The 17,572-nt window shown below is 32.7% G+C and carries 14 protein-coding genes; 9 read left to right on the top strand and 5 right to left on the bottom strand.

Translation table 11 applies throughout. The annotated features are described in order from the left end of the window. Positions 1 to 2: 2 nt before the first annotated feature. From ccoN to MUN68_RS11495, 4 genes are all read right to left on the bottom strand, one after another. Positions 3 to 2,192, bottom strand: coding sequence for a cytochrome-c oxidase, cbb3-type subunit I (gene ccoN, locus MUN68_RS11510; RefSeq protein ID WP_249996135.1), 2,190 nt, complete (start codon positions 2,190 to 2,192; stop codon positions 3 to 5). 6 nt (positions 2,193 to 2,198) lie between these two features. Then, positions 2,199 to 2,387: a cbb3-type cytochrome oxidase assembly protein CcoS gene (gene ccoS, locus MUN68_RS11505; protein ID WP_249996136.1), complete on the bottom strand. Its 189-nt coding sequence runs from the start codon at positions 2,385 to 2,387 to the stop codon at positions 2,199 to 2,201. A 76-nt stretch (positions 2,388 to 2,463) separates the two neighbouring features. Continuing rightward, positions 2,464 to 3,828 carry an oxygen-independent coproporphyrinogen III oxidase gene (gene hemN / locus MUN68_RS11500; protein ID WP_249996137.1) on the bottom strand — a complete coding sequence of 455 codons (1,365 nt, stop codon included), beginning with the start codon at positions 3,826 to 3,828 and terminating at the stop codon, positions 2,464 to 2,466. Then, positions 3,825 to 6,203, bottom strand: coding sequence for a heavy metal translocating P-type ATPase (locus tag MUN68_RS11495; protein WP_249996139.1), 2,379 nt, complete (start codon positions 6,201 to 6,203; stop codon positions 3,825 to 3,827). Before MUN68_RS11495 ends, hemN begins: the two co-directional genes overlap by 4 nt. Positions 6,204 to 6,308: 105 nt before the next feature. On the opposite strand from MUN68_RS11495, the gene MUN68_RS11490 reads away from it, so the two are divergent. After that, positions 6,309 to 6,986, top strand: a complete 678-nt coding sequence (locus MUN68_RS11490; RefSeq protein WP_249996140.1) for a Crp/Fnr family transcriptional regulator — start codon at positions 6,309 to 6,311, stop codon at positions 6,984 to 6,986. Positions 6,987 to 7,034: 48 nt separating this feature from the next. Here the strand turns inward: MUN68_RS11490 and MUN68_RS11485 are convergent, their stop codons facing one another. After that, positions 7,035 to 10,280, bottom strand: coding sequence for a WD40/YVTN/BNR-like repeat-containing protein (locus MUN68_RS11485; protein ID WP_249996141.1), 3,246 nt, complete (start codon positions 10,278 to 10,280; stop codon positions 7,035 to 7,037). Between the two features lie 199 nt (positions 10,281 to 10,479). Between MUN68_RS11485 and MUN68_RS11480 the strand changes: the two genes are divergently transcribed. The 8 genes from MUN68_RS11480 to MUN68_RS11445 all read left to right on the top strand — a co-directional run bounded on the left by MUN68_RS11480 (position 10,480) and on the right by MUN68_RS11445 (position 17,567). Beyond that, a complete protein-coding gene (locus MUN68_RS11480; protein ID WP_249996142.1) occupies positions 10,480 to 10,980 on the top strand; it encodes a c-type cytochrome in 501 nt (166 codons plus the stop codon). 23 nt (positions 10,981 to 11,003) lie between these two features. After that, positions 11,004 to 11,579, top strand: a complete 576-nt coding sequence (locus MUN68_RS11475) for a fasciclin domain-containing protein (RefSeq protein ID WP_249996143.1) — start codon at positions 11,004 to 11,006, stop codon at positions 11,577 to 11,579. A 26-nt stretch (positions 11,580 to 11,605) separates the two neighbouring features. Next, complete coding sequence (gene nosZ / locus MUN68_RS11470) at positions 11,606 to 13,576, top strand: Sec-dependent nitrous-oxide reductase (RefSeq protein WP_249996144.1); 1,971 nt, start codon at positions 11,606 to 11,608, stop codon at positions 13,574 to 13,576. A 114-nt stretch (positions 13,577 to 13,690) separates the two neighbouring features. After that, positions 13,691 to 14,290: a hypothetical protein gene (locus MUN68_RS11465; RefSeq protein WP_249996145.1), complete on the top strand. Its 600-nt coding sequence runs from the start codon at positions 13,691 to 13,693 to the stop codon at positions 14,288 to 14,290. Positions 14,291 to 14,320: 30 nt separating this feature from the next. Then, positions 14,321 to 14,758 (top strand): nitrous oxide reductase accessory protein NosL, encoded by a 438-nt coding sequence (locus tag MUN68_RS11460; RefSeq protein WP_249996147.1) that lies wholly within the window; start codon positions 14,321 to 14,323, stop codon positions 14,756 to 14,758. A 4-nt stretch (positions 14,759 to 14,762) separates the two neighbouring features. Further along, entirely contained in the window at positions 14,763 to 15,998 is a 1,236-nt protein-coding gene (locus tag MUN68_RS11455) for a nitrous oxide reductase family maturation protein NosD (RefSeq protein ID WP_394357622.1), read from the top strand. Then, positions 15,992 to 16,699, top strand: a complete 708-nt coding sequence (locus MUN68_RS11450; RefSeq protein ID WP_249996148.1) for an ABC transporter ATP-binding protein — start codon at positions 15,992 to 15,994, stop codon at positions 16,697 to 16,699. The genes MUN68_RS11455 and MUN68_RS11450 overlap by 7 nt, the downstream gene beginning before the upstream one ends. An 85-nt stretch (positions 16,700 to 16,784) precedes the next feature. Further along, positions 16,785 to 17,567: an ABC transporter permease gene (locus tag MUN68_RS11445; protein WP_249996149.1), complete on the top strand. Its 783-nt coding sequence runs from the start codon at positions 16,785 to 16,787 to the stop codon at positions 17,565 to 17,567. Positions 17,568 to 17,572: the final 5 nt, after the last annotated feature.

Here is a 17,572-nt window from a genome sequence, read left to right as displayed (position 1 = left end):
AATTAGTTTTTATTTGATGTTACTTCGTCATCTTTTACTTTAATATCTGTTCCTAATCGTTGTAAGTATGCGATAACAGCAACGATTTCACGATTGCGCATTTCAACGAAATCTTGTCCGCCAGCTTTTTTGTCGGCTTCATAAGTATCAGCAAAATCTGGATCTGAATACAAGTTTTTCTCAATTTTAGTACCTTGTTCAGTCATAGATTGTTGCGCATTGGCAATATCATCTTCAGTATAAGGTACACCTAGACTTACCATTGCTTTCATTTTAGTCTCAGTTAGAGATTTATCAAGTTTGTTTTTTATTAACCATTGGTAAGCAGGCATTATAGAACCTGAAGAAGTACTTTGTGGATCATACATATGGTTTAAGTGCCAATTGTCGGAATATTTCCCACCAACACGATGTAAATCAGGACCAGTACGTTTACTTCCCCAAAGGAAAGGATGATCATAAACAAATTCTCCAGCTTTGGAGTATTCACCATAACGTTCAACCTCACTTCTAAATGGTCTTACCATTTGCGAGTGACAGCCAACACAACCTTCACGTATATAAATATCACGACCTTCTAACTCTAAAGGTGTATATGGTTGTACACTACTAATTGTTGGGATATTTGATTTAACCATTATGGTTGGAACAATTTGTACAATACCACCAATTAGAATCGCAATAGTTGCATAAATTGTTAATTTAATCGGCTTTCTTTCTAACCAAGTATGCCATCCTTCACCAGCAACACGTCTTTTAGATACGTTTTGTAATGCAGGAGCTTCCGCTAATTCATCAGTTACAGCGCTACCTTTTCTAATGGTTGCTATTATATTGTAAACTAAAATTAACATTCCTGCAATAAAAAGTGTTCCTCCAATAGCGCGCATCCAATACATTGGCATAATTTCGGATACGGTTTCTAAGAAATTTCCATACACTAAAGTGCCGTCAGGATTAAATTGTTTCCACATACTTGCTTGTGTGAAACCAGCAACATACATTGGAAGAGCATACATGATGATACCAAGTGTACCTATCCAGAAATGCAGATTAGCTAAGGCAGTTGAGTATAATTTTGTTTTTACTAAACGAGGTATTAAATAATAAATCATACCAAAGGCAAGAAAACCATTCCATGCTAGTGCTCCAACATGAACGTGAGCAATAATCCAATCAGTAAAGTGTGCAATAGCATTTACATTTTTAAGAGATAGCATAGGTCCTTCAAAGGTTGCCATACCATAACCAGTAATTGCGACTACCATAAATTTAAGAACAGGATCTGTTCGTACTTTATCCCAAGCACCACGAAGTGTTAGAAGTCCGTTAATCATTCCACCCCAAGATGGCATCAATAACATTACAGAGAATGCGACACCTAAATTTTGAGCCCATTCAGGTAAAGCGGTATATAATAAATGGTGAGGTCCAGCCCAAATATAAATAAAGATTAATGACCAGAAATGTACAATAGATAAACGATATGAATACACTGGTCTGTTAGCTGCTTTAGGTACGAAGTAGTACATTAAACCTAAGAAAGGTGTTGTCAAGAAAAATGCAACCGCATTATGACCATACCACCATTGTACTAAGGCATCTTGAACACCAGCATATACAGAGTAACTTTTGAGTCCACTAACAGGTAATTCCAAACTATTAAAAATATGAAGTACAGCAACGGTTACAAACGTTGCTAAGTAAAACCAAATGGCAACATATAAATGACGTTGTCTTCTTTTGAGCAATGTTCCAATCAAGTTCCAACCAAAAACTACCCAAATCAATGCAATAGCAATATCAAAAGGCCATTCTAATTCGGCATATTCTTTAGATGTAGAATAACCTAATGGAAGAGTTATTGCAGCTCCAACAATAATTAATTGCCAACCCCAAAAATTAATTTTACTTAAAAGGTCGCTAAACATTCTCGCCTTAAGTAAACGTTGCGATGAGTAGTATACACCAGCAAAAATGGCATTACCAACAAAAGCAAAGATAACTGCATTGGTATGCAATGGTCTAAGACGACCAAAACTTAACCAGGAAATTCCATCAGTTAAATTTGGGAATAAAAACATAAATGCGAGTAGTAAACCTACTAACATTCCTACAACTCCCCAAAGCATTGTTGCATAAAGGAAATTTTTGACGATTTTGTTATCGTAATAAAATTGTTGGACTTCCATAATAATTTAATTAGTCTTTTTTGATTTAATAGATGGTTTAGGTTGCTCTTTAACGAGTTCGTCTTCAAAAAGCATTCTAACAGATGGAGTATAACTATCGTCGTATTGTCCACTTTTTACAGCAGTTATAAACGCTATAAAAAACACAATGGCAACGATAATGCTGATACTCAGTAAAATATATATAACACTCATACCTATTAGAAGTTATGATTCAAAATTACGTTCGTTTAAGCTTTAAGAATATGATATTTGTCATGTTTAAAAAAAATTATATAGTCATTGAAAATACTTGCGTTTCTGGTCGACTTTCATGAAGTCTTAAATCAAATCCCATGCATATATTTCTTATAAATGGCTTAGCTTCTTCATAAACTTTTAAAGCGTTTTTATCAACTAGAATTAATCCATCTTTTTCAGCTTCTTTTAAGGCTTCTAAAACGGTATTCAGCTTTGAGAATTTTAGACTTTCATCGCTCCATGAGGTTCCTAAATGACACATAATATTAAGAATATGTTGTCTAATAACCAAATCTTCATCGGTTAAAATATGACCTCTAAATATTGGTATTTCTTTTGAAGTCACAATAGCTTCATATTCTTTAACAGTTTTAACATTTTGAGCAAAGCCATACCAACTATCACTTATAGCAGACATGCCTAAACCAATCATTAGTTGTGTTGTATTTGCGGTGTAACCCATGAAATTTCTGTGTAAGGTTTTATTGATGATAGCTGTATATAGATGGTCGGTTTTTAATGCGAAATGATCCATGCCAATTTCTTCATAACCTAAACCGGTTAAGAGTTGTTTGCCAGTTTCATATAAAGCGCGTTTTTCATCACCTTTAGGCAAATCATCTTCATTAAAGCCACGTTGACCAACACCTTTTACCCATGGTACATGAGCATAACTATAAAACGAAATACGATCAGGACGTAAGCGTTTCGTTTTGTTAATACTCTCGGTCATAGTCTCAATGTTTTGAAATGGCAATCCGAAAATTAGATCATGACTAATAGAGGTATAGCCAATTGATCTTGACCATTCGGTTACTTTTTGAACTTGTTCAAAGGATTGGATGCGATGAATGGCTTTTTGCACAGTTTCGTCATAGTCTTGAATCCCAAAACTGACACGCGTAAATCCTAAATTATAAAGTGTTTGAAGGTGTTCTTTGGTTGTATTGTTTGGATGTCCTTCAAAACTAAATTCATAATCATTATGCAATTCTGAGGGTTCTAACAAACCATTAATCAGTTTACTTAAATTGTCACTTGAAAAGAAGGTTGGTGTTCCTCCACCTAAATGAATTTCTTTTATAATAGGTTTAGAAGACATTAATTCAACATATAAATGCCATTCTTTTAAAACGGTTTCTATATAAATGTCTTCCATTGAATGTCGTTTTGTAATATGCTTATGGCAAGCACAAAACGTGCATAAACTTTCGCAAAACGGAAGATGAATGTATAGGCTGATGCCTTGTTCAGAATTGCTTTCTTCAAATGATGCTTTAAACGTTTTTAACCACTTTTCTTTAGAAAATTTTGCTTCATCCCAAAATGGTACTGTTGGATAACTCGTATATCTTGGACCAGGAATGTTATATTTTTGGATTAGAGATGTGTTCATGATTTTGATAATTTTCTGCCAATAATATTTGTAGTAATAGTTGTAAATACGACAATGCTTATAGAGCTTAAAGGCATTAGAATTGCAGCGACAACAGGAGCTAATTGACCTGTAACCGCAAAGTAAAGTCCGATTATATTATAGATAAACGATAACACAAAACTCCATTTTATGATTGTAATAGCACTCTTTGATGCTTTTATAAAGTTGTATAGTTGATTAAATTTAGTTGCATCTAAAATGGCATCACAAGCAGGAGAGAAAACGTTCACATTTTCTGAAATTGCTATGCCAACATTGCTTTGTGCTAATGCTCCAGCATCATTAAGTCCGTCACCAATCATAAGCACTTTTGCTCCTTCGGTTTGATGATATTTAATATATTCAAGCTTGTCGTCTGGCTTTTGATTAAAGATTAATTTTGTTTTTGAAGGCAATAACTTCTTCAGATTTTCGAATTCCCCTTCATTGTCACCAGAGAGAATGACTAAATCAAAATGCTTTTTAAGTTTGTTAAATAGTTTCGATAGTCCTTTTCTATAGCTATTATAAAACGTATACTTTCCTTTATATTGATTATTTGTGCTAATATGAACCGTTGTATTTAACACTGAAGGTTCTTCAGCGCCTACAAAACTTGCAGACCCAATTTTGATGTGTTCATTATTATGTTTAGCTTCAATACCTTTGCCTAAATGTTCTTCAAAATGATTTAAAGTGATAATACAATGTTCATCTAAAATATCATATAAAGTCCTGCTTAATGGATGATTAGAGCCTCGAAGCGTGTTTTTTAGTAACAGTTCTTCGGAAGGTGTTAATGCAACACCATCATAATTTGCTGTACTACTTTTACTAGAGGTTATGGTCCCAGTTTTATCAAAAATAATGGTATTAATTCCTGCTAACTGTTCTATAACTGAAGCATTTTTGACATAGAATTTCAACTTTCCGAAGATGCGAAGCAAATTACCAAACGTAAAAGGAGCAGATAATGCAATAGCACATGGACACGCTATTATCAATACTGCGGTAAATACATTCATAGCTTTTGAAGCATCAGTAAATAACCAAAAGGTAGTCGCAATAATTGCAATACTTAAAACGATGTATGTGAAACGTTTACTTATTGTATTGGTTAGTGTTGTAAATCCATCTTCTTTATTTTTACTAAAAACATCATTACTCCACAATTGAGTGAGGTAGCTTTGTTCAACAGATTTAAGAGCTTCCATTTCAATAACACCAGAGGTTTGTTTTCCTCCAGCGAATAATTTGTCTCCAGATTCTTTGCCAACCGATTCAGATTCTCCAGTAACAAAGCTATAATCAATTTTTGCTTTTCCGTTAATAAGAATACCATCAACAGGAATTAATTCTTCGTTTCTAATAAGTAAGCGATCACCTTTTTCAATATCATAAACCTGAATTGGCGTTTCATTGCCTACCGAATTTATTTTGGTTATTGCTATTGGAAAATAAGATTTGTAATCACGTTCAAAAGATAAAAATGTATATGTTTTTTGTTGGAAGAACTTTCCGAGTAATAAAAAGAAAATGAGTCCAGTTAAGCTATCAAAAAATCCAGATCCTAAATCAAATATAATTTCAGCTGTACTCCTAATAAATAGAACAGTAATACCAAGTGCAATAGGCACATCAATATTTAATAATTTAGAACGTAATCCTTTATAAGCAGAAACGAAATAATCACTTCCAGCATAAAAAACTACAGGAATAGAAAAGGCAAACATCAACCAACGGAATAAGTGTTTATATTGTTCTAGCCAAAACTCACCAACTTCAAAATACTCAGGAAAAGATAAAAACATAACATTACCAAAGGCGAAACCAGCTATTCCTAATTTATAAATTAGACTGCGATTAACGTCCTGTTTTCCAGTTTTAAAATCGTCTAAAGAAATATAAGGTTCATAGCCAATAGAACTTAATAGAAGTACAACATCTTTAAGCGAACAATTTTCAGATTTATAAGTGACACGAACCGTTTTCTTTCCGAAATTAACTTGTGATGAGGTGATATTCGGATTTAATTTGTTTAGGTTTTCTAAAATCCATATGCAAGAACTACAATGAATGTGAGGAATGAATAATGTAGCGATTTGTGTATTTCCATCATTAAACTCTGTAAGTTTTTCAATAATAGTTTCCTGTGAAAGAAAATCGTATTTCCCTTCAATCTCTTTTGGAATTGTACCAGGAGAAGATTGTAAATCGTAATAACAGGTCAAATCATTTTCAGAAAAAATCTCATAAACAGTTTTGCAACCATTACAGCAGAAATTTTTATCATCAAAGGATATTATTGTTGTATTACAATCGTCACCACAGTGGAAACAAGTTGTTTGTTCCATATTATTTGCTCATTTATACCTGATACAAAGGTTGGTAAAGAGACCGTTTTAAACTATGATTTTTATCATGTTTTTAGTATTTTTGAAGATAAACATTTTTTAGGTATGAGCAAATGCGAACAATGCATTATTAGACAGTTTAATTCTCTAAAAGCCTTAACAAAAGAGGAGTTAGTTCGGATTTCCGGTTGTAAAACATCAAGAGTCATCAAGAAAGGTGAAGTCATTTTTGAAGAAGGAGAAACAGTAAATGGCGTGTTTTGTGTTAAAGATGGTGTTTGTAAATTATCAAAATTAAGTGCTAATGGTAAAGATCAAATTGTAAAATTAGTAGTTAAAGGTGATTTATTAGGACAACGTTCGCTAATAGGTGAGGAGTCGGCAAATTTAAGTGCTGTAGCTCTTAATGATATGGAAGTTTGTTTTATTCCTAAGAGTGAGATTATGACAGATCTTCAAAACAATCCTAAGTTTACTTTAGACGTTTTGCAAAAAATGGCTCATGATTTAAAAGATTCTGATAATGTCATCGTTGATATGGCTCAGAAATCTGTTAAGAATCGATTAGCTGATGTTTTAATCTATTTGAATGCGCATTTTGGAGTAGATGAAGATGGATACTTGTCCATTACACTTTCAAGAGAAGACTATGCTAATATTGTTGGAACAGCAACAGAATCTGCAATTAGAATCCTGTCACAATTTAAAAAGGAAAATCTAATTTCTACAAAAGGGAAACAGATTAAGATTGAAAATATTGAAGGTTTGAAGCGTATTGAATAAAAAAAAGCTCTAAAATTTTAGAGCCTTTTTTAGTTTAAGTTGTTTTATTTAATCTAGTTTAAACGTACTAATCTCTTTAAAGGGATTCGTTTGCAGTGCTTCCATTTTAGTTTGGTAAGTTGTCCAAGATTTATTAAAGAAAGTATTTGTTTTTTCAAGCACATCATTTATTGCATCTTCAGCTTGTTTTATTAATGAGTTTTCAGTTTCTGTTATCCCATTTTGTCTAGAACTAACATACCAATCAGCAATACCTAACCTATCGTCAACAGAAACAACAGATGTATTAGTGATTCCTTGACGTTTGTCTTGTTTGCCTAAATACAAGTCGATGAGGTCATCAATTTCTTTAATTAAATCTTTAGAAGCTTTAATGTCATCTTTGTATTTGCCTTTATCCAACTTGGTCAAATCACCTTTGAATTTAGTCGCTATTTGTTTGCTTTCCACTAATTGTTTAACAGCATTAGAAACCGTTTCTTGCATCTTTTCTAGCTTTTTAGAAGCGTGATACACTTCATTAGTTTTAGCGATAGAAACATCTAATCTTGGATCAGATAGAACTGTAATCATTTCTTCAGAGCTTTGGTCTCCAAAATGTAAAACAGCTTTATAGGTTCCAGGTTTAACCGAAACACCACTTGGCTCTCTTTTTTCTTTTCTAATCGTTCTTGAAGCATTTGAAACTCCAGCTTCATCCATATACCAAGTCCATTTATGAATTCCAGTAGAATCAGGAGCTTTTTGTTTTAATGTTCTCATTAAGCGTTCACCATCATAGATTTTCATAGTTAATGAATCCCATTTTACTTTTGTGTCTTGAGATTCTTTGCTATCATTCTGAATGACATCATCTTCATCATTTTCTTTTTCTTCGTCCTCAGTTTTTTCGTTTTTTTTAATTTCATCTATTTTTACATAATATGAAAACTGTGCACCATAACCTCTATTCTCACCATGATACATAGCATCTGCTCCAAAACGACTTCCAGTTGGTTGTTGATATGCTGCTTGATACGCAGTTGGAGGTGTAAATAATTCTAATTTCTGATTAATAATTTGTTTGTTTTTAGCCATTGCTCTAAGTGGACGTATATCATCTAAGACCCAAGCTGCACGTCCAAATGTTCCAATAATTAGGTCATGTTCTCTTGGATGAATGACTAAATCTTTCACTGAAACTGTTGGAAAACCTTGAGTCCATTTTGTCCAAATATTACCTGCATCAATAGACACATATAAGCCATCATCAGTACCTAAGAAAACTAAATTTTTCTCAATTGGATCTTCAATAATGGATAACGCATAGCTTTCTACATCATTGCCATCTGCAATACGTTGCCATGTTTTACCATAATCTTTTGTGCGAAACACATAAGGTGTATAATTAAAGCGTCTGTAATCATTGGCAATTAAAAGGGCTTCACCTTTATTTTTATTAGATGCTTTTATTTGAGGAATCCAGCTTCCTGCAGGTAAGCCTTTGATATTATTTGTAACATCAATATAGGTTTGTCCACCATTTTGTGTGTAATGTACTTTTCCATCGTCAGTTCCAACCCAGAACATATTTCGTTCTATAGGAGAAGGTTCAATAACTAAAATAGAGCAATGGTTTTCGGCTCCAGTAGCATCCATTGTTAGGCCACCACTTTCGTTTTGTTTTAATTTTTCAGGATCATTAGTAGTTAAATCTTTAGAAATGACAGTCCAAGTTTGTCCTTTATCAGTTGATTTATGAACAAACTGACTTCCGAAATACAAGGTATTATTATCAAACGGATCGATGTTAATTGCAGAATTCCAATTAAAACGCAATTCAACTTCAGGATCAGAATGTATAGGTCTCACTGTATAGTTGTTTCCTGTTTGCCAATCGTATCGACTAACATAACCTTGTTGGCTCATCGTCCAACCAAAACGAGAATCGTCTTTATCTGGTACGACATCAAATCCATCACCAAAACTAATTTCTTGCCAGTAACTATTTCTGATGCCTTGAACACGCCATACATAGGCAGGACCTCTCCATGATCCATTATCTTGCATGCCTCCATACACATTATAAGGAATTTCATTATCAACATTTATATGATAAAATTGTGCGACAGGTAAATTACCAATAAAGCGCCAAGATTTCCCACCATCTTTAGTGATATTCATTCCGCCATCATTACCATCTATCATAAAGTCACCATTTGTAGGATGAATCCACCAAGCGTGATGATCTGGATGAATTCCGTTGTTAACACCATATGCAGGCATTAATTGACTAAAACTTTTTCCACCATCTTCAGAGACATTTACATAGGTAAATATTGAATAGACACGATTTTCATTTTGAGGGTCTACATAGATTTCGGCATAGTAAAACGGACGATTGCCAATACCACCACTTCCTCTACCTGAAGAATTATCATTTATTTTTTTCCAATTAAAACCACCATCTTCACTTTTATATAAAGCATTCTTTTTGGCTTCTACTAGAGCATATACAATATTTGGTTTATTTGGAGCAATTGCAACTCCAACACGACCTAAATTTCCTTCAGGAAATCCCTCTTTATCCGTAACTTTTTTCCATGTTTTACCACCATCGTATGTGATGTGTACACCAGAACCTTCACCACCAGAATTAAAAAACCAAGGGTCACGTTTATGTTCCCATAAGGCAGCAATCAACTTATTAGGGTTTGTAGGATCCATTACTAAATCTGCAGCTCCAGTTTTAGTATTTGCAAATAGAATTTTTTTCCATGTTTTACCACCATCAATTGTTTTAAAAATTCCACGTTCAGGATGTTCTCCCCAAGGTGAGCCAATTGCAGCTGCATAAACTACATTAGGATTAGTAGGGTCAATAATTACACGATGAATATGACGTGTGTTCTTTAAACCCATTAATTGCCAAGTTTTACCAGCGTCTAATGATTTATAAATTCCATAACCACCATTTAAACTATTTCTTGGGTTCCCTTCACCTGTTCCAACCCAAATGACACTTGGATTAGATTGTTGAATAGCTACAGCACCAATAGAAGCAGTCGCTTCTTTTTCGAAAATAGGATTCCATTTTATACCACCAGAAGTAGATTTCCATAAACCACCAGAAGCTGTTCCAACATACATTATATCTGTGTTTTTATGAACTACATCAATACTTGTAACTCGACCAGACATACCTCCTGGACCAATATTACGAGGTGTCATGTTTTTGACTAAATCCATAGATAATTCTTGAGCGAAAAGAGAAAAAGATGCTAAAAGCATCAATAGATGAATTGTTTTTTTCATGTGTGAAAAGTTTGCTTTTTTTTAAAGTTGCATAAAGATAATCAAAAGTTATTGGATGTTGATTTACACATAAACCTTTAACAAAAATGAGAGTTTGAAAGTTATAAATTTTAAATAGGATAATTTTATCCGAAATATGATAATTGTCATATTTTTTGACAGTTATGAGCTTTATTTTTGTTGAATAAAATCAAAACAAATGAAGACAACACTAAAACTAATGACTGTATTATTTGTAACACTACTTTTAAGTTGTGGAGGCAAAGAAGAAAAGAAAAAAGAATCTATCTCTTATGGCAGAAAAGAAGCTCCTGCAAAAAAGGAAACTCCTAAGGAGAAAGCTATACTAGCATCAAAAAAAATTGACTTAACGAATAAAGGATTAGGTCCAATCACATCAGTGACTTTAGATTCTGAAATTGACCAAAAGATGGTTAAACATGGAGAAGAAGTTTACAAAAAAATGTGTACGGCTTGTCATAGAGCAGACAAAAAATTTATTGGACCTGCACCAACAGGAATTCTAGAACGACGTACTCCAGAATGGATTATGAACATGATATTAAATCCAGAGCAAATGGTAAAAGAGGATCCTTTGGCTAAAGAATTATTGATGGAATTTAATGGCTCTCCAATGGCAAATCAAAACTTATCTAAAGAAGATGCTAGAGCTGTATTAGAATATTTTAGAACATTATAATACTAACTAAATACTACTAACCAATGAAAATATTAAAAAAACTATTTTTCGGATTAGCCTGTGCTACACTAATTTTTTCTTGTAAAACAGACAACAAAGAAGTGATATCGAACTCTACAGTTTCAGTTGCTGAAAATGAATCAACAGATCGAACTGGTCAAGCCTTTATTGAGGGAGACGAAAGTACAACTGTTTTAAGTATAGCCATTGGATCTAAAGATCATACTACGTTAGTAGCTGCAGTTCAAGCTGCACAATTAGAAAATGCTTTAGTGAATGCTGGACCACTCATGGTTTTTGCTCCAACTAATGAAGCTTTTGCCGCCTTACCTGAGGGAACTGTTGAGAATTTATTGAAACCAGAAAACAAAGATCTGTTAGCTAATATTTTAAAGTATCATGTGACACCTGGAAACTATTCAAAAGACTTTTTAAAGAAATTTAAAAAACTTGGACAAGCTAATAATGGTTATGTAAAAGTAGAAGTTGTAGATGGAGAACCTATCATTGGAGGTGCTAAAATACTAGGAAGCGTGAAAGCAGGTAATGGTATTGTACATGTTATAGATAAAGTATTATTACCACCTTCAGAAGAATAAAACACTAATCAAATTTAAAATAAAACATGAAAAATTTATTAAAACTAACACTTGCTCTTGTATTTGTATTGTTTACTTATACAAGTTGCAATAATTCAAAATCATCTGATAATAAATCTGGTGCATTGGCAAGTAATGTTGCCGAAAAAGTATACGTTGCTCCTGGTGAACATGATGAATTTTATGCATTTATCTCTGGAGGATATAGTGGTAACTTAACTGTTTATGGCTTGCCTTCTGGAAGAATGTTTAAGGAAATACCTGTATTTTCTCAATTTGCAACTTCAGGATATGGCTATTCTGAAGAAACGAAACCTATGTTGAATACATCTCACGGATTTATTCCTTGGGGAGATTCTCACCATCCTGATATTTCTCAAACAAAAGGGGAAATTGATGGTCGTTTTGTTTTTATTAATGAAAACAATACACCAAGAATTGCGAAAATAGATTTAAAAACTTTTGAAACAACTGAAATCATCGAAGTACCTAATAGTGCTGGTAATCACAGTTCTTCTTTTGTAACTGAAAACACAGAGTATGTGGTTGCAGGTACACGTTTTTCTGTGCCAATTCCTCAACGTGATATGCCAATTAATGAGTATAAAGGCAACTTTCAAGGTGCACTATCTTTTATAAGCGTCGCACCAGAAACGGGAAATATGGATATAAAATTCCAAGTTCTAATGCCAGGATTTAACTACGATTTATCACATCCAGGAAGAGGGAAATCTCATGGTTGGTTCTTTTTTACAACATATAATACAGAAGAAGCAAGTAGTTTATTAGAAGTTAATGCTTCGCAAAATGATAAAGATTTTATTGCAGCTGTGAATTGGAAAAAAATTGAAGATTATGTAAATAATGGTGGTGGTACAATGATGCCAGCCGATTATGCACATAATGTATATGATGAGCACACTCATACTGCAACGTCTACAATGAAAAAAGAAGTGCGTGTTGTAAACCCTGTTGATGTTCCTGGAGCTGTATTTTTCTTGCCGACTCCAAAATCTCCGCATGGCTGTGATGTTGATCCTTCTGGAGAATATATTGTTGGTAATGGAAAGTTGTCTGCTAACTTAACAGTGCATTCATTTACAAAAATGTTGGCAGCTATTGAAGGAGAAAAATTTGATGGTGAAGCATATGGAATTCCTATTTTAAAATTCGAAGATGTATTGGCAGGTTCTGTAGAGCAACCAGGTTTAGGGCCTTTACATACAGAGTTTGATGGTCAAGGAAATGCATATACAACATTCTTTATTTCATCTGAAGTTGTAAAATGGAAATTAGGAACTTGGGAAGTTATTGATAGAAAACCTACCTATTACTCTGTTGGTCATTTAACCATTCCTGGAGGAAATTCTGGAAAACCACAAGGTAAATATATGTTCGCGATGAATAAAATCACCAAAGATAGATACTTGCCAACTGGTCCTGAAATGGAGCACTCAGCTCAATTGTATGATATCTCAGGCGAAAAAATGGAATTGCTTTTAGATTTTCCAACACATGGAGAACCTCATTATGCTGCAGCAATGAGAGCAGACTTGATTAAGGAACGTTCTCAAAAAATCTACAATTTGGAAGATAACAAACATCCTTATGCTGCTTTTACAGATGATGATACTAAAGTAGTTCGAAAGGGAAATGAAGTTCATATATATATGACTACCATTAGAAGTCACTTCTCTCCAGATAATATTGAAGGTGTTAAAGTAGGAGACAAAGTATATTTCCATGTGACTAATTTAGAACAAGATTTTGATGTGCCACACGGTTTTGCTGTACTTGGTCAAAACACTTCTGAACTATTAATCATGCCAGGACAAACGAAATCTTCAGTTTGGGAACCAACAAAAGTAGGCGTTTGGCCATTCTATTGTACAGATTTCTGTTCTGCACTTCATCAAGAAATGCAAGGTTATATTAGAGTTTCTCCTGCAGATAGCAACACACCGATAAAATGGTCTTTAGGAGAAGATATTGAATAAAGAAACTAGGGAAATTTTGTTTTAGTGTTTATTTTCCTATAAAAAGGCGAGGGTTAATTTTTTCGCTCTCGCCTTTCTTTTCAAAACACTATAAAAACCACTAAATCCTTTAAGATGAAAAAGTCAAATATCATCATGTTACTCGCAGCAATTCTGCCTTTAGGACTATTTTTGTTTCCATTATGGAAGATCACTTTAGAAGCACCACAATATCCAATACCTTTAGGAATGTATATCCATATCAATGATTTTTCGGATGCCAATCCTCATGACATTAAAAACATAAACTTGATGAATCATTATGTTGGAATGAAATATATTCCAGATGCGATTCCTGAGTTTAAAATCTTTCCGATAGGAATAATTATCACAAGTGTTATTGGACTTTTGATTGCATTTAAAGGGAATTATAAATGGTTTTTAGGATGGTTTATTTTGATGATTGCTATAAGCGCTGCAGGAATGTATGATTTTTATTTATGGGAACATGATTATGGTCATAACCTCGATCCAAAAGCGATTATGAAATTCACCAATCCAGATGGTACTCAAATGGGATTTCAGCCACCACTTTTTGGAAGTAGAGATATCCTGAATTTTAAAGCACATTCTTATCCGCAATTAGGAGCTTTATTTTTAACTCTTGGTATTGCGACAGGATTAATAGCTTACTTTATTGGAAAGAAAAATCATAAAAAATCTTTATTGATGTAGACAAGATCAAAACACTAAAACACTAAAATCATGCAAACACTAAAACACTATTCAATCTTTGCATTGCTATTGTTCTTTTTCAACTGTAATGTGTCACCAAAGCCTATAGATTATGGTAACGATGGCTGTCATTTTTGTAAAATGACTATTGTCGACAAAGTTCATGCTGCAGAAATTGTAACCCAAAAAGGAAAAGTATATAAATTCGATGCTACCGAATGCATGATCCATTTTATGGATGAGTTTGACACTTCTGAAATAGCATTGTATCTCTCAAATGACTATGCAAAACCTAAAACACTTACCGATGCTACAAAAGCTACATTTTTAATAAGCAAAAATATTCCTAGTCCAATGGGAGCATTTTTATCGGCTTTTGAAGATAAAAGCAAAGCTCAACAAACACAAACTGAAAAAGGAGGTGAATTATATACTTGGAATGAATTATTAGTACATTTTAAGGACTAGTACTATGAAACATAGATTCATTTTTTTAGCTGTCATTTTTATGACCATTTCTAATTATGCTTCACAAATAGAAGTTTGTAATGATTGTTCCATTTCAACATTGCAAAATGCTATTTTAAAATCAAAAGATTTTGATACTATTTTAGTTAAAAAAGGCACTTATAAAGAATACGATATTTTAGTTAATAAACCTTTAACGATTATTGGTGAAAATTACCCCATAATTGATGGCGAATTAAAAGGTGAAATCATTACAATTATATCTGATAATGTTACTGTAGATGGCTTGTTTATTATCAATGTTGGTACAAGTTATACAGAAGATTATGCTGCGATTCGTGTTAGAAAAAGCAAGCATTTTGTAATCAAAAATTTGGTGCTTGAAAAATTATTCTTCGGAATATATATCGAAAAGTCAAGTTATGGAAAAGTGTTTCATAATAAAATTATTGGTGATGCTATTGAGGAATATAATTCTGGAAACGGAATACAATTATGGTATAGCAACCATATTGAAATAGAACATAACTATGTTGAACATGTTCGCGATGGTATTTATTTAGAGTTTTCTGATGACTGTATAATTAAGAATAATGTGAGTGCTTTAAATATAAGATATGGTTTGCACTTTATGTTTTCAAATGATGATACTTATCAAGACAATACGTTTGAAAATAATGGAGCAGGAGTAGCTGTGATGTTTTCTAAAAAAATTAAAATGTATAATAATACATTTAAAGAAAATTGGGGAACTGCATCATATGGTTTATTACTTAAAGAAATTAATGATGCCGAAATTGAAGGTAATATCTTTGAAAATAATACCATAGGAATTAATATAGAAGGTTCAAATCGCATCACTTATAAGCATAATGATTTTTCAAATAATGGTTGGGCAATAAAAGTAAAAGGCGCTTGCTACAAAAATACTTTTATCGAAAACAATTTTTTATATAATTCTTTTGATATTGCTTACAATAGTAAAATTAATGATAACGTATTCGACAGAAATTATTGGAGTAATTATACAGGCTATGATTTGGATAAAAATGGAGTAGGAGATGTGCCTTACAGACCTGTAAAATTATTTTCATATATCGTAAATCGAACTCCAGAAACCATTATTTTATTGCGTAGTATGTTTATTGATATCATTGATTTTTCTGAAAAAGTATCACCAGTGTTTACGCCAGATAACCTTCTAGATAATAACCCGTTAACAAAGAGAATCGTATGGTGAGTATTGAAAATTTATATAAAAAATTTGGTAAAAATCCAGTGCTAAGTGGTTTGGATTTGACCATAAGTGAAGGCGGAATTTTCGCTGTACTCGGACCAAATGGCTCTGGAAAAACAACATTGATTAAATCTGTTTTAGGAATGGTTATTCCAGATAAAGGCATAATCAATGTACTAGGAGAAAACATTAAGAAAAACGCTGAGTATCGACACAAAATTGACTATTTGCCACAAATTGCTAATTTCCCTAGTAATCTAAGAGTAAGGGAGTTAATTAAAATGATTAAAGATTTACGTCATCATACTAATGAAGAAGAGCGATTAATTGAACTTTTCAAATTAGAGCCTTTTTTAGATAAAAAATTAGGAACACTTTCTGGTGGAACAAAACAAAAAGTAAATATCGTTTTAACTTTTATGTTCGATAGTCCGTTAATTATTTTAGATGAGCCAACTACTGGTCTAGATCCTATTTCATTAATACGTTTGAAAGATTTAATTCAAGCCGAAAAAGCCAAAGGAAAAACTGTTTTAATCACCTCACATATTATGAGTTTTGTAGAAGAGGTTTCAGATGAAATTGTCTTTTTGCTTGAAGGCAAAATCTACTTTAAAGGCTCAATTTCAGAATTAAAAACCAAGACCAATCAACCAGATTTTGAACATGCTATTGCGTCTATATTAACCAATAATAATAGTTAGGTCTCGACTGTACTCGACCTGACAAATAATTAATAAAATGTCACTTCGAGTACAGTCGAGAGGTAAATAAACCATAAAAACAATCATGCTTAAAATATTAAAATATAGTTTTTTCGATTTAATGCGTAGCCGTTGGAGTTACGTCTATTTTGCATTCTATTTATTACTCGGAGTTGTACTCTTGTTTTTAAATAATGATTTATCAAAAGCGGTCATCACTTTAATGAATGTAATTATCGTTTTAGTACCTTTAATTGGAACCATTTTTGGCGTCATGTATTATTATAATTCTAAAGAATTTACCGAACTCCTCCTTGCACAACCTTTAAAACGATCTTCCATATTTCTTGGACAATATTTAGGTGTAGCATTATCACTTTCTATTAGTTTGATTCTCGGACTTGGAATTCCTTTTGTTTTCTATGGCTTATTTGAAAGTAGTGCCATTTGGGATTTTTCTTTACTGTTAATTACAGGAACATTTTTAACGCTAATCTTTACGGCTTTGGCGTTTAATATTGCGCTGTCAAATGAAAATAAAATTAAAGGATTTGGTTATGCAATTCTGTTATGGCTGTTTTTAGCTATTATTTATGATGGCTTGTTTTTAATGACTTTAATTATGTTTGAAGATTACCCCTTAGATAAATTATCATTAGTTGGAACCATGCTAAATCCTATAGATTTATCAAGAACTCTAATTCTTTTAAAATTAGATATTTCAGCTTTATTAGGATATACAGGAGCAGTTTTTAAACAATTTTTCGGAACTAGTTTCGGACTTATAGTATCATTTGTTATGTTGACAGTTTGGGTTGTTTTACCTGTATTTCGAATTATTTTTAAATCTCGTAAGAAAGATTTTTAGAATTA

Source organism: Psychroserpens ponticola (assembly GCF_023556315.2).
Taxonomy (GTDB): Bacteria; Bacteroidota; Bacteroidia; order Flavobacteriales; family Flavobacteriaceae; genus Psychroserpens; species Psychroserpens ponticola.
This window is presented reverse-complemented; position numbering and strand designations above follow the sequence as displayed.

Excerpts from the sequence above, each read along its gene's own strand:
- MUN68_RS11445 (WP_249996149.1), top strand. The coding sequence starts at position 16,785 with ATGCTTAAAATATTAAAATATAGTTTTTTCGATTTAATGCGTAGCCGT.
- hemN (WP_249996137.1), bottom strand. The coding sequence starts at position 3,828 with ATGAACACATCTCTAATCCAAAAATATAACATTCCTGGTCCAAGATAT.
- MUN68_RS11485 (WP_249996141.1), bottom strand. The coding sequence starts at position 10,280 with ATGAAAAAAACAATTCATCTATTGATGCTTTTAGCATCTTTTTCTCTT.
- ccoS (WP_249996136.1), bottom strand. The coding sequence starts at position 2,387 with ATGAGTGTTATATATATTTTACTGAGTATCAGCATTATCGTTGCCATT.
- ccoN (WP_249996135.1), bottom strand. The coding sequence starts at position 2,192 with ATGGAAGTCCAACAATTTTATTACGATAACAAAATCGTCAAAAATTTC.
- MUN68_RS11455 (WP_394357622.1), top strand. The coding sequence starts at position 14,763 with ATGAAACATAGATTCATTTTTTTAGCTGTCATTTTTATGACCATTTCT.
- MUN68_RS11490 (WP_249996140.1), top strand. The coding sequence starts at position 6,309 with ATGAGCAAATGCGAACAATGCATTATTAGACAGTTTAATTCTCTAAAA.
- MUN68_RS11465 (WP_249996145.1), top strand. The coding sequence starts at position 13,691 with ATGAAAAAGTCAAATATCATCATGTTACTCGCAGCAATTCTGCCTTTA.
- MUN68_RS11495 (WP_249996139.1), bottom strand. The coding sequence starts at position 6,203 with ATGGAACAAACAACTTGTTTCCACTGTGGTGACGATTGTAATACAACA.
- MUN68_RS11460 (WP_249996147.1), top strand. The coding sequence starts at position 14,321 with ATGCAAACACTAAAACACTATTCAATCTTTGCATTGCTATTGTTCTTT.
- nosZ (WP_249996144.1), top strand. The coding sequence starts at position 11,606 with ATGAAAAATTTATTAAAACTAACACTTGCTCTTGTATTTGTATTGTTT.
- MUN68_RS11450 (WP_249996148.1), top strand. The coding sequence starts at position 15,992 with ATGGTGAGTATTGAAAATTTATATAAAAAATTTGGTAAAAATCCAGTG.
- MUN68_RS11475 (WP_249996143.1), top strand. The coding sequence starts at position 11,004 with ATGAAAATATTAAAAAAACTATTTTTCGGATTAGCCTGTGCTACACTA.
- MUN68_RS11480 (WP_249996142.1), top strand. The coding sequence starts at position 10,480 with ATGAAGACAACACTAAAACTAATGACTGTATTATTTGTAACACTACTT.